Raw genomic sequence first — 13612 nt, 5'->3', positions numbered from 1 at the left:
TCAGCGTTTCTCCTGCGTCGCAGCAACCATCGGCAAATTCAGCCCTTCTTCGACGGCGCACTCAACCGCAATATCATACCCGGCGTCAGCGTGACGCATTACTCCAGTGGCCGGATCGTTATGCAATACCCGGGCGATACGCGCGGCTGCTTCATCGGTGCCATCGCAAACAATGACCATCCCGGCATGCTGGGAGAAGCCCATGCCGACCCCGCCGCCATGATGCAGCGATACCCAGGTCGCGCCGCTGGCGGTGTTAAGCAGCGCGTTCAGCAGCGGCCAGTCGGATACGGCGTCTGACCCGTCGCGCATAGCTTCGGTTTCGCGGTTCGGGCTGGCAACAGAGCCGGAGTCCAGATGATCGCGACCAATAACAATCGGCGCAGATACTTCACCACTGCGCACCATTTCATTAAACGCCAGCCCCAGTTTCTGACGCCACTCCAGGCCGACCCAGCAGATACGCGCCGGTAAGCCCTGGAAGTTAATCCGCTCACGCGCCATATCCAGCCAGTGATGAAGATGCTTATCATCAGCCACGATCTCTTTCACTTTGGCATCTGTCTTATAAATATCCTGCGGATCGCCGGACAGCGCCACCCAACGGAATGGCCCTATGCCGCGACAGAACAGGGGACGAATATAAGCAGGTACGAAGCCGGGGAAATCAAAGGCGTTTTCCACGCCCATCTCTTTGGCCATCTGGCGAATGTTGTTGCCGTAATCAAACGTCGGCACGCCCATTTTGCTGAAAGCCAGCATCGCCTCGACGTGCGTTGCCATTGAACGTTTCGCAGCCTGTACCGTGCCCTGAGGATCGGACACCGCTTTCGCCTGGTATTCTTCCCAGCTCCAGCCGGACGGCAGATAACCATGCAGCGGATCGTGGGCGCTGGTCTGGTCGGTGACCATATCCGGGCGCACACCGCGTTTCACCATTTCCGGTACAACGTCGGCGGCGTTAGCGCACAGTGCAATAGAGACCGCTTTACCCTCACGGGTATACTTGTCGATACGCGCCAGCGCGTCGTCAAGCGATGTCGCCTGCTCGTCCACGTAGCGGGTACGCAGACGGAAATCGATTCGGCTTTGCTGGCATTCAATGTTCAGCGAACAAGCGCCTGCCAGCGTAGCGGCTAACGGCTGCGCCCCGCCCATACCGCCCAGTCCGGCGGTCAGTACCCAGCGTCCGCTCAGATTCCCCTGATAATGCTGACGCCCGGCCTCAACGAAGGTTTCATAAGTCCCCTGCACTATGCCCTGGCTGCCGATGTAGATCCAACTACCGGCGGTCATCTGGCCGTACATCGCCAGCCCTTTGGCGTCCAGTTCGTTGAAGTGTTCCCAGGTAGCCCAATGCGGCACCAGGTTGGAGTTAGCAATCAGCACGCGCGGCGCATTGTCATGAGTTTTGAACACGCCAACCGGTTTACCGGACTGGACCAGCAGGGTCTCATCGGTCTCCAGTTTGGTCAGCGCGTTGACGATGGCGTCATAGCACTCCCAGTCCCGCGCCGCACGACCGATCCCGCCGTAAACCACCAACTCATGGGGATTTTCCGCCACGTCGGGATCGAGATTGTTCATTAACATGCGCAATGGCGCTTCGGTCAGCCAGCTTTTGGCCGTTAAGGTGGTGCCACGTGGGGCACGAATATCCTGCTGACGATATTTGCTATGGGACATGACAGAAAACTCCTCAGGCTGAATGTAGGCCGGATCAGGCGTGTACGCCGCCATCCGGCACAGCGCCTGATGGCGACGCTAACGCGTCTTATCAGGCCTACGATTAACGGTCACATTAGCTAAAAGTATATACTTGTCTATACAATTAAACGCAAGATCGCAGTTAACAACTGAGCTACATTTTTGCCATACTGCGGCAGCAATCACGATTTTCAGGACATGAAGCGCCCTTGCAGACGATAGCGGGAACCCGGGAACAGCAAACGGGCATGAGATACAATGGATGACGCAGACCAGGTTTTACGACGGATTAGCAGGCAGGGATCGTGTTCTTTGATATTCAGCAGTACACATTCTTCGGCGCTGGCACGCACCGCTTCAACAATATGTTCACCTTCCGTTAAAGGGGCTATCAGCGACAGGTAAGCGTGCGGCGTGGTCTGGCTGTAATCCTGCGCCAGATACTCCGGCACAATTTCGGCATTCACGCAGCGATCCTCAATCTGCACCGGCAAATCGTTCTCGAAGTGCACCATGACAGAGTGAAAAATGGAGGTGCCTTCTTTGACGTTTAACACCAAAGCCTGCTGCGCGTTTGCCTGGGTTCTTTCCAGCGTCAGCACTTCGCACCGGTGCTGATGCTGACGGGCGTTGATTTCATCCGCGATGCTGCGGATTTCAAACAGCGCGGACTGGCCTTTTGGTTCGGCGACAAACGTCCCCACGCCCTGTAAACGCACCAGTAGACCTTCATCCGTTAACTCACGCAGCGCACGGTTGATGGTCATGCGGCTGAAACCATACTGCGCCACCAGCTCAGCCTCAGACGGAATGCGATCGTGAGGTTGCCAGATACCACTGGCAATTTTTTCGCTGATCTCCTGTTTGACCTTTTCGTAAAAAGGAGCCGGAGCAGAACGGGATGGGAGCATGCGTGAGCCTTCCTTAAGCTGAGAATGTGAGTGGGTACAGTTTACAGGCATTACCCGAACCTGATAAGCGCAACGCCATCAGGTATGTCAGTGCCACCAGTGCGCGATTTGCCAGCCTAATCGCGCCGCAACCCGCGCCGCCCTGCCATCATCGTCAAAGCGTGGATTAAATTCAACCATATCCACCGCCTGTAGTTTACCGCTACGGCACAGGGGCTCAATCAGTCTCAGCAGCGTCGCCAACGGTACGCCAAGCGCGGCGGGGGCCGACACGCCGGGCATTTCCCATACTGGCATCACGTCGAGGTCGATAGTCAGATAGACGACATCCAGGTTGGCGGCAAACTGCGCCAGCTGAGCCTGCGCCGTATCACAATGCAGATCCTCCACTACGGTCACACCGAGTCGCTGGGCTTCATCCCATAGCGCCTGGGTATTTGCCGCCCGGCTGACGCCGATACAGGCATAGTGAAATTCACGCTGCTGTTCGTCGCACAGTTGCGCCAGTTGGCGAAACGGCGTACCGGACGTGGCCTGCCCGGCATGGCGCAAATCGAGATGCGCATCGAAGTTGACTATCCCCACTTTCGCCTGCGGGAACGCATCCAGTACGCCAGCGCCGTGCGCAAAGGCGGTTTCGTGTCCTCCACCCAGAACGAAGGTACGCATGTTCTCCTGCTGACAGCGCTGTACCGCATTGCGTAACGCCTGCTGCGCGCCCTCAAGATCGGGAGCCTGCGCCACAATATTTCCCAGATCCACCAGCCGATGATGCCCATCATGGCTGGCTAAATTTGCCAGCGCCTTGCGCAGCACATCGGGCGCACCGGCGGCTCCCGTGCGCCCCTGATTACGTTTCACGCCTTCGTCGCAGGCAAACCCGAGCAACGCTATCTGCTCGCGATACATTTCCGGGCTAAACGTCGGGCTCAAGGTGATAGTCTGAAACAGGCGCAGCGCATTCGGCGATTCGGCGCGGTCATCACGTCCCTGCCACAGCGCAGGTGAAGCAGGTTGCCAGTTAGTCATGCTATTTGTCCTTTGAATACGCGTTGGTAGAGCGGGTTGCGTCCGGGTTCATACAAGATCTCGACCGGGAGAGTTGCGTCCCACACCACAAAATCGGCCACAAACCCGGCCTTCAATTGACCGTGAGTGGCATGACGCCCCAGTGCCCGGGCCGCATGACGGGTTACGCCCGCCCATGCTTCTTCCGGCGTTAGGCCAAACTGAACACAGGCCATATTCATCGCCCAGTGCAGGCTAATAAACGGACTGGTACCGGGGTTAAAATCTGTCGCTACCGCCATCGGTACCTGATATTGACGCAGCAACGCTACCGGTGGGCGCTGCTGCTCTTTGAGGAAATAGAACGCGCCGGGCAGCAGCACGCCGACCGTACCGCTTTGGCTCATCGCCGCCACGCCCGCTTCATCGAGGTATTCAATATGATCGGCGGATAGCCCGTGGTAGCGGCTTACCAATTGCGCACCACCAAGCAATGACAGTTGTTCAACATGACCTTTAATCGGGATGCCCAGCGCCTGCGCAGCCTGAAACACCCGCTCACTCTGCGCCAACGAAAAACCAACGCTTTCACAGAACAGGTCGACGGTCTCGAAAAGCCCTTGTTCCCACAACTGCGGCAAAATGGTCTCGCAAACCAGCGTAATATAGCCGTCAGGGTCATCACGGTATTCCGCTGGAGTCGCATGCGCAGCCAACAGCGTCGGGCTGATTTCAACGATATTCTCTGCCGCCAGCGCCGCCACCACGCGCAATATTTTCTCTTCTGTCTGTAAATCCAGGCCGTAACCCGATTTTATTTCCAGCAGCGTAACGCCTTCTTCGATCAACTGTTCCATCCGCTGATGGGCTACGTGTAAGAGTTGTTCATCCGTGGCGCTGCGGGTCGCCGACACGGTGGCATTAATCCCCCCGCCCTCGGCGCTTATCTGCTGGTAGGAGACACCGTTTAGCCGTTGCTCCCATTCACCTGCGCGGTTTCCGCCAAAAACCAGATGCGTATGGCAGTCAATCAGGCCAGGCGTAATCAATCTGCCCTGCATATCAAAGGTATTATCATGAGTCAGATATAACGATGACTCCGGGACGATATCGCGAATCTTACCCTGGCGGACGATCAGCGCATGACCATCCACCAGCCCATACGAGGTGCCTCGTTCAGGATCCATAGTCGCCAGACGAACATTGCGCCAGATAACATCATCAGGGAAGAATTGCTGCATTCGATTCACCACTTGTCATAGGTTGTATAGACATTTATTTTTGATTATAGGGATGTTGTCAACCTGAAGGACCGTAATTGTTATGTATTTGTGATATAAGGACTCTCCGCGCCGGGCTTTGTGGTGATAAAAACAACTTTTTACCTTTTAACCTTCCCGTTTCGCTCAACTTAGTATAAAAAAGCAGGCTTCAATGGATAACTTTTCAAAGCCCGGAGCAACCTGTGAACATATCATCAGTTTCCCGTCTGGCGCTGGCTATGGCTTTTGGCGTGACGCTGACCGCCTGTAGCTCTACGCCGCCCGATCAAATTCCTTCCGATCAGACCGCGCCAGGCACCTCTTCGCGCCCGATCCTGTCGGCCAATGAAGCGAAAAACTTCGTTGCTGCGCACTATTTTTCCGCACTGACGCCAAACACCGCGCCGTGGAGCCCTTCTGCTATTTCTTTGCCTGCGCAGCCTGACTTCGTCGTTGGCCCGGCAGGCACTCAGGGCGTCACCCATACCAGCATTCAGGCTGCGGTTGATGCGGCAATCATCAAACGTACTAACAAACGTCAGTACATCGCGATTATGCCGGGCGAGTATCAGGGTACGGTATACATTCCGGCAGCAACGGGTAGCCTGACGCTGTACGGTATGGGCGAAAAACCGCTGGATGTAAAAATCGGCCAGGCCATTGACGGTGACATGAGCACCGCAGACTGGCGTCGTACGGTGAACCCGGGCGGTAAATACATGCCGGGTAAACCTGCGTGGTATATGTTTGATAATTGCCAGAACAAACGTGGCGCAAATATTGGCGTAATGTGTTCCGCCGTCGTCTGGTCGCAAAATAACGGTCTGCAATTGCAAAACCTGACCATCGAGAACAACCTCGGTGACAGCGTTGATGCGGGCAACCACCCGGCCGTTGCGCTGCGTACCGATGGCGATAAAGTGCAGATTAACAAGGTTAACATCCTGGGCCGCCAGAATACCTTCTTCGTGACCAACAGCGGCGTGCAAAACCGTCTGGAAAACGATCGTCAGCCGCGTACGCTGGTGACTAACAGCTACATTGAAGGCGATGTGGATATTGTGTCCGGTCGCGGCGCAGTGGTGTTCGATAACACCGAATTCCGTGTAGTGAATTCCCGTACCCAGCAGGAAGCCTATGTGTTCGCACCGGCTACCCTGTCAAACATCTACTACGGTTTTCTGGCTATCAATAGCCGCTTCACGGCAAGTGGCGATGGCGTGGCGCAACTGGGCCGCTCGCTGGATGTCGATTCCAACACTAACGGTCAGGTCGTGATTCGTGACAGCGTAATTAACGAAGGCTTTAACATGGCAAAACCATGGGCTGACAGCGTTATCGCAAAACACCCGTTTGCCGGAAATACGGGTGCAGAAGATGATAAAGGTGAAATCCAGCGTAACCTGAACGACACCAATTTCAACCGCATGTGGGAATACAACAACCGCGGTATCGGTAGTAAAGTGGTTGCTGAACCTAAAAAGTAATGACTGAAAAACAAAAAGGTCGCCAGCTTGAAGCTGGCGACCTTTTTTATGACGTTATACCAAACGTGACTTATTAAAGTTAATCAAACTCCCTGCCTTAATAATTTCACGTTCTTCCCCGGTCAGACTTTCCATATACACGCTGATTTCACTCACCGCACCATCATCGTGAAGCACGTAGGCTTTGATAGCGCTACTGCACTCATCCAACGCGCGGCGAATACCGGGAATAAAGATGTAGTCACCCACCTCAAATGAGGGTTGCTCTGCCATCTGGAGCGGTAGCATACCCCAGTTGATAACGTTGGAACGGTAACGCTTGGTGGCATATTCCTGGGCGATATTTGCCAGTCCGCCAATCACTCGCTGACAGCTCGCCGCCTGCTCGCGCGCTGAACCATCCCCAGGCTTGACGGCGTAAATCATGCTGCCAATCTCAGTATCCAGCGGTTGCACATTTTCCTGACCGGTAATCTGTCGGATACGTTCGAAAACCGATGCCAGCTCGCTAACATCACCCGCCATACGCCGTTTTTCCAACTCCGACATCGCTTTACTTCTTGCCACATACCCCGGATCTCGTCGCGACAGCGTAAATTCAGCCAGTCCCAGTGGATTAGAACGATACGAAGAGGTTTCTCCGGACGGGATAAGCTCATCCGTCGTTGTCACGTCATCAAGGATCTTCGAGGCCACTTTCAGCAGAATATTGTCCGTTAATGCGCCCAGTTCCGGCCAGTCTTTAATGTTCGGGCCGTAAATGAGCGGCTGCTGCGTGGCCCCTTTCACGAATCCCTGGTATACGCGACTCTTATAAGGCGCTGGATTAAACGCATAGTCCGGCAGCGTATGCCAGCAGTCCAGTTCCGTTGCGGCAGTGAGGAATCCCCCGCTAGCTGCCGTAGCTGCAATCGAGCGCGCATCCATCAGCGCAACGGCTGACATTTGACCATTGCCCGGCTTCGAGCCTTCACGGTTGGGGAAATTACGCGTGGTATGACGAATGCTAAGACCATTGTTGATTGGCGTATCGCCCGCGCCAAAGCATGGACCGCAGAATGCGGTTCTGATGACGGCCCCCGCTCCCAGCAAATCCGTAACGACACCTTTCTGCGCTAAATCCATAAACACCGGCTGTGACGAAGGGTAGACCGCCAGCGAGAAAGCATCATTGCCGCAGGATTGACCGCGTAATGCCTGCGCTGCGGCAATCACGTTTTCATAGTTGCCCCCCGAGCATCCGGCAATGATCCCCTGCTGTACTTTTAAGCGGCCATTTTCTACTTTGTCCAACAACGAGAGGCTGGCTTTACCCTGCGCGATACGTGCAGATTCAACTTCAATCTCCCGGAGAATATCCGTGAGATTCTCATTGAGAGTATCAATCTCATAGACATTACTTGGATGGAATGGCAGCGCAATCATCGGCTTAATCGCACTCAAATCGACATAAATACAACCGTCGTACCAGGCCATCGGCTGCGGACTGAGCTGGCGATAGTCTTGTTCGCGCCCATGCAATGCCAGCCAACTGCGAGTTTCATCATCTGTTTGCCAGACGGAGCTCAGACAGGTGGTTTCGGTGGTCATCACATCAACGCTGTTGCGAAAATCCGTTGAGAGATGGCGAATGCCAGGGCCGACAAACTCCATGACCTTATTTTTGACGTAGCCATTTTTAAATACCGCGCCAATGATCGCTAACGCCACATCCTGTGGGCCAACGCCCGCAACAGGCTTGCCGGTCAGATAAACGGCAACCACGCCGGGATAATCAATATCCCAGGTATCGTTTAGCAGTTGTTTGACCAGTTCACCGCCCCCTTCTCCTACCGCCATCGTGCCTAACGCGCCGTAACGAGTATGGCTGTCTGAGCCAAGGATCATTTTGCCGCCACCCGCCATCATTTCACGCATATATTGATGGATGACAGCAATATGTGGCGGCACAAAGATTCCACCATAACGCTGCGCCGCAGACAGACCAAACATATGATCGTCACCGTTAATGGTCCCCCCTACCGCACATAATGAATTATGGCAGTTAGTTAGAACATACGGCAGTGGAAACCGCTCCATACCTGATGCTTTTGCGGTCTGAATAATACCGACAAAGGTAATATCGTGTGAAGCTAATGAATCAAACTTAATTTTAAGCTTATCCATATCACCGGACGTATTATGCGCGGCGAGAATCGACCACGCGATGGTTCCTTTTTTCGCGTCCTCTTTGCAGATATGCGCAGGCAATGACTCCTCAGCTATAATTTCATTATTATCGGAGAGATAAATTCCTTTTTCATACAACGTAATCATTTGATACTCCGTAGTCCTGTGCTTACATAAGCGCACAGTCAATTAATAATTTAAATCTGGCTTATGGTTTACAGCATGTTCCAGTTAATCAACATATTCCACCACCACACGCCGAGGGTGATATGGACAATAAAAGTCAGTAAGGTCAACATGGCGCCAACCAGCCACCACGATTTAATATCGTTATATCCGACGCCAAAAATAACCGGACCCGCAGCACCGCCGTAGTGGGTGACCATTCCGCCATACGAGTTTGAGAAAAGTAGCGCCAGCGCCGTTAACATCAGTGGGGCCCCGGACACATTCGCCAACATGGCAAACACCGGCATCATTGCCACAATATATGCGCTGCCAGAGGCAAAGAAGTAACGAACGATAATGCTCAGGAACAAAATAACGAAGAATGCCACATTGCCGTGATTACCAAAGTCGAGATTGTTTTTGAACAGTTCGGCTAACCAGTCGAAGAATTTCACTTTCGATAATAGCGAACTTAAACCGATAATACCGCCGTACCAGATTAAGGTATTCCAGCCGCCCTTATTTTTGACCACATCATCCCAGGTGACGACATCAAACAACAGCATCGTACCCATAACGACTATCGCTACCGTTGATTCATCAACGCCGAGGCTTTTACTGAAGATCCATCCCAATAACGCGAGAACGAAAATGCCCAGCAGCATTTTTTCACGCCCTTTCATTGGCCCTAAATCCTGAAGCCCAGCCTTCGCGATAGTTTTGTTATCAACCTTTTTAATTTCAGGTGGATACATAAAATAGATAACGAGCGGCGTCAGCAACAGCATAACCATTCCAGGCAATCCTGCAGCAAGCGCCCATCCGCCCCAGCTCAACTGCAGGTGACAGATATCATTGATCATTTTCAACGCCAGTATGTTTCCCGCCATCGCGGTAAAAAACATATAGCTGGTTGTTTTAGTGACCATATAGACCGACATCATCAGGTAATGGCCGACACGGCGTGGACTTTTGTCAGGCTCAGAGCCCAACGCCACCGCCACGCTGTTGATGATGGGTAATACGATTCCTCCCGCTCGCGCCGTATTTGATGGTGTTGCCGGGGCTAATACCAGGTCAAGAAATACGGTCACGTAGCCCAGGCCAAGCGTAGTATTACCTATTTTACCGATCAGAATATAGGCAATACGCTTGCCCAACCCCGTCGTCACAAAAGCAGCGCTTAAGGTAAACGCTGAGAAAACCAGCCACGTCGTACCGGAAGCATAACCGCTCAGCACGCTGCTGGTTTTAAGTACGCCGCTACCTAAATTTCCTACAACCACCATAGAGGCGGCAACCGCAATCAATAAGACTACCGGTTCAGGAAACAGTTTGATCACCAGTCCGACAATCGCAGCAAGATAAATACCAAACAGCACCCATGCCAGTTCACTTAATCCCGCAGGTGCTGGAATGAGACCGATAAGACAAGGGATCGCTAATATTAAAATTAGTTTCCATAATGATTTAACGTTCATTTTTGAGTCCTGGATAATCTGTACATCAAATACAGAATATTTTTCGATTTTCCGTAATCACAGCAAATTGAGGTCAATGCTGTCAGGGAAGGTAAACGTCACCGGAAAATATCTTTCTGGCAGTACGAATAACCGAAGCTCTGATGGTTGCGGGTTCATCCCCTTTGTTGATTAAATGAATATCAAGTGCGCCGCCAGGATGTTCGATATTGATATTCCCGTAATCCGCACCAGCCGTTACCTGACGCGTAACGGTACCATTAATGACACAACTGCTGGCGATAGCTATCGCCCCGGTAATCGCCAGCGCTTTATGGCAGGAGTGCGGCATAAAATAACGAACATTAATTTCGCCACCGTGTTGAGGAGCCGAGATAAGAATTGGCTTTGGGATAACCTTATTAGTGACATCACCCAGGCCCATAGCGTCACCGGCCTGTAAACGAATAGATTCAATGCGCGACATTAATGCGCTGTCTGCATCTAAATCCTCCGCTGATTCATAGCCCGTTTTGCCCAGGTATTCTGCAGGAATAATCACAACAGGCGTCGCCATATCCATGCAGGTCACCGGAATCGAGTCGATATAATCGATCTGCTGACCTGTCGGGAAAATAAGTCCGGTTTTGGAACCCGCGGCATTGAGAAACGTCAGCGCAACAGGCGCAGATGTTCCTGGTACACCATCAATTCTCGCTGTTCCTTCATACTCAACAACGCCGTACGGAGTTTGTATATCGGCCTCGATAAACGTGCTGGTGTTTACATTGCGAATGCGGACGCGAGTAGTCGGTATTGTGGCTGCAATCAATCCCTTTTCAATAGCAAACGCGCCAACGGCGGAAAGCATATTGCCACAGTTGGGTGTGGTATCGACTCGTTGCTCATGTACCAGTACCTGAGCAAATAAATAATCGATATCAGCGTTGGGATCGTTTGAACGACTAATAATCGCTACTTTACTGGTTAACGGATTGCCACCGCCGATACCGTCTATTTCCAGCGCATTGCCGGAACCCATAATTTTAATCAATATTTCATCACGTCGTTTTACTTCTTCAGGTAGATCTTGTGCCAATAAAAATGCGCCTCTGGAAGTTCCTCCGCGCATCATAACGCAAGGTATTTTTTTCATGACAATGCTCTCAATATTATTCCCACTGAGTACATGGTTGCATGTCATGAATAGGGTGGCTAATGACTTTGTTTGTGTGATTAGTGATTTATTTTTATTAATTAAAATTTAAGAATTGCAGATACACTGGACGCTTTCATCTTAGACAGGGGCCTCCCTGATTGAGTCCGGAGTCAGAATGAAACATGAATTATCGAGCATGAAGGCATTTGTCACGCTGGCAGAGTCCGATTCTTTTAACAATGCCGCCAAGTTACTTAATATTACGCAACCTGCGTTAACGCGCAGAATTAAAAAAATGGAAGAGTATTTACACACTCAACTCTTTGAAAGAACAACTCGCAAAGTCACATTAACAAAAGCGGGAAAAATGCTATTACCAGAAGCCAGAGAATTAATTAGAGCTTTAGATGAAACCATTTTTAATATTAGTGAAATGAATATTCATCATCACGGCATGGTGACATTGTCCTGCATTCCTACCGCGGTTTTCTATTTCTTACCGTTGGCAATAGGAAAATTTAATGAGCGGTATCCCAATATCAAGGTACGAATAATTGAACAAGGTACGAATAATTGTATGGAATCCGTACTTTGCAACGAGGCTGATTTTGGAATAAACATGAACAACATCACAAATTCCTCTATCGAGTTCACTCCGCTGGTTAACGAACCGTTTGTTCTGGCCTGTCGGCGCGATCATCCGCTCGCCAATAAACAGTTAGTGGAGTGGCAGGAATTGCTGAATTACAAATTGATAGGCGTTCGCTCGTCAAGCGGTAACCGATTGTTGATTGAACAGCATTTGGCAGATAAACCATGGAAATTGAACTGGTTTTACGAAGTTCGGCATCTGTCCACCTCGCTGGGCCTGGTGGAAGCCGGACTCGGCGTTTCCGCGTTACCCGGACTGGCAATGCCGCAAACGCCACACCCAACGCTGACAGGGATCCCATTGGTTGAGCCTGTCATTAGACGTACGCTGGGGGTTATTCGGCGTAAGGATGCTATTCTTTCACCTCCCGCTGAACGCTTTTTCTCTCTACTGCTTAATTTATGGGCTGACGATAAAGATAGTCTTTGGAAATCTGTTGCTGAACGTCAGGACAATCTACCGTTCATTAAATAAACAAAAAAAATCCGCAATCTGAAAAGATTGCGGATCGTTTATAACGCCTGCGCGTTTTAATACGCGTTAACCACGACCCACATCGGGCCCTGACCTACCGCATAACGTCCTTTCTCTGTCAGCAGCCCTTGCTCGCCTGCAATCTCGTACACCGCGATATGGTGCGATTTTTGCCCGGCGGCAATCAGGTATTTACCACTGTGGTCGACATTAAAACCGCGCGGCTGAGTTTCGGTAGGCTGGAAACCCTCTTTGGTCAGCACGCTGCCATCTTCAGACACGCTAAAGACCGTAATCAGGCTGGCGGTGCGATCGCAGGCATACAGATGACGCCCATCCGGCGTGATGTGAATATCTGCGGCCCAACGGGTATCAGCGAAATCAGCAGGCATCATATCCAGCGTCTGCACGCACTCGATCTTACCGTACGGATCTTTCAGCTCCCAGACGTCAACGGAGCTGTTCAGTTCATTCACACAGTAGGCATATTGTTTATTCGGATGGAACGCCATATGACGTGGGCCCGCACCTTCAACGGTGTTTACTTCAGCCGGTTCCTGCGCGACCAGATGACCATCATCGCTTACCTCAAACAGGCAGATACGATCCTGCTTCAACGCAGGAACCCACAGAATACGGTTATCCGGAGAGATGTTGGCCGAGTGACAGCCATCCAGACCTTCAACCACGTCAACCAGTTCCACCGGCAGACCATCTTCCAGACGCGTGACGCTCACGCTGCCAGCGTTATAAGAGCCAACGAACACGAAACGTCCCTGATGATCGGTAGAAATATGCGTCGGGCTGCCCGGCAGCGCAGACTCCGCCGCGAAAGTCAGCGCACCGTCATCAGGCGCAATACGGTAAGCCAACACGCGAAACTCCGGGCGCACGCCTACATACAGGTAGCGCTTATCCGGGCTGACGACCATCGGCTGTACCTGACCCGGCACATCAACCACCTGCGTCAGCGTCAGAGAACCATCGTGATTCAGGCTCCAGACGTGGATTTGCTGACTTTCAGGGCTGGCGGTATAAACGGTTTGCTTCATGAATACTCCTTTGCTTTTTGGCAGGTGGCTGCAATTGCCTGACACACGCCTAAGGTAGACGCTTTTAACGGTGAATGCTTAATTAAGGCTCAGAATTTTGTCC

10 protein-coding genes are annotated in these 13612 nt (G+C 51.9%); 2 read left to right on the top strand and 8 right to left on the bottom strand.

What is annotated here, in order from left to right; all coding sequences use genetic code 11:
• The 4 genes from hutU to hutI form a co-directional block, all read right to left on the bottom strand.
• The gene (gene hutU / locus OGV94_RS17395; RefSeq protein WP_075146329.1) at nt 1–1686 is read right to left on the bottom strand and encodes a urocanate hydratase; all 1686 of its coding nucleotides are present in this window, start codon (nt 1684–1686) and stop codon (nt 1–3) included.
• Nucleotides 1687–1898: 212 nt separating this feature from the next.
• Complete coding sequence (locus OGV94_RS17390) at nt 1899–2618, bottom strand: histidine utilization repressor (protein WP_043015663.1); 720 nt, start codon at nt 2616–2618, stop codon at nt 1899–1901.
• An 87-nt stretch (nt 2619–2705) separates the two neighbouring features.
• Nucleotides 2706–3647 (bottom strand): formimidoylglutamase, encoded by a 942-nt coding sequence (hutG, locus tag OGV94_RS17385; RefSeq protein WP_043015662.1) that lies wholly within the window; start codon nt 3645–3647, stop codon nt 2706–2708.
• On the bottom strand, nt 3644–4867 hold the full coding sequence (gene hutI / locus OGV94_RS17380; protein WP_213733467.1) for an imidazolonepropionase: 1224 nt from the start codon (nt 4865–4867) through the stop codon (nt 3644–3646). Before hutI ends, hutG begins: the two co-directional genes overlap by 4 nt.
• A 224-nt stretch (nt 4868–5091) precedes the next feature.
• Between hutI and OGV94_RS17375 the strand changes: the two genes are divergently transcribed.
• On the top strand, nt 5092–6375 hold the full coding sequence (locus OGV94_RS17375) for a putative acyl-CoA thioester hydrolase (RefSeq protein WP_043015660.1): 1284 nt from the start codon (nt 5092–5094) through the stop codon (nt 6373–6375).
• Between the two features lie 54 nt (nt 6376–6429).
• On the opposite strand, the gene OGV94_RS17370 is transcribed toward OGV94_RS17375, so the two are convergent.
• The 3 genes from OGV94_RS17370 to OGV94_RS17360 all read right to left on the bottom strand — a co-directional run bounded on the left by OGV94_RS17370 (nt 6430) and on the right by OGV94_RS17360 (nt 11328).
• Nucleotides 6430–8691, bottom strand: a complete 2262-nt coding sequence (locus OGV94_RS17370) for a hydratase (RefSeq protein ID WP_286523865.1) — start codon at nt 8689–8691, stop codon at nt 6430–6432.
• Between the two features lie 68 nt (nt 8692–8759).
• Nucleotides 8760–10193, bottom strand: a complete 1434-nt coding sequence (locus OGV94_RS17365; RefSeq protein ID WP_286523863.1) for an anion permease — start codon at nt 10191–10193, stop codon at nt 8760–8762.
• Between the two features lie 82 nt (nt 10194–10275).
• A complete protein-coding gene (locus tag OGV94_RS17360) occupies nt 10276–11328 on the bottom strand; it encodes a 4-oxalomesaconate tautomerase (protein WP_286523861.1) in 1053 nt (350 codons plus the stop codon).
• 178 nt (nt 11329–11506) lie between these two features.
• Between OGV94_RS17360 and OGV94_RS17355 the strand changes: the two genes are divergently transcribed.
• Nucleotides 11507–12457 (top strand): LysR family transcriptional regulator, encoded by a 951-nt coding sequence (locus tag OGV94_RS17355; RefSeq protein WP_100194117.1) that lies wholly within the window; start codon nt 11507–11509, stop codon nt 12455–12457.
• A gap of 56 nt (nt 12458–12513) precedes the next feature.
• Here OGV94_RS17355 and pgl read toward each other — a convergent pair whose 3' ends face one another.
• Nucleotides 12514–13509, bottom strand: a complete 996-nt coding sequence (gene pgl / locus OGV94_RS17350; protein ID WP_043015659.1) for a 6-phosphogluconolactonase — start codon at nt 13507–13509, stop codon at nt 12514–12516.
• Nucleotides 13510–13612: the final 103 nt, after the last annotated feature.

Source organism: Citrobacter sp. Ce006 (genome assembly GCF_030336535.1).
GTDB classification, from domain to species: domain Bacteria; phylum Pseudomonadota; class Gammaproteobacteria; order Enterobacterales; family Enterobacteriaceae; genus Citrobacter; species Citrobacter europaeus.
This window is presented reverse-complemented; position numbering and strand designations above follow the sequence as displayed.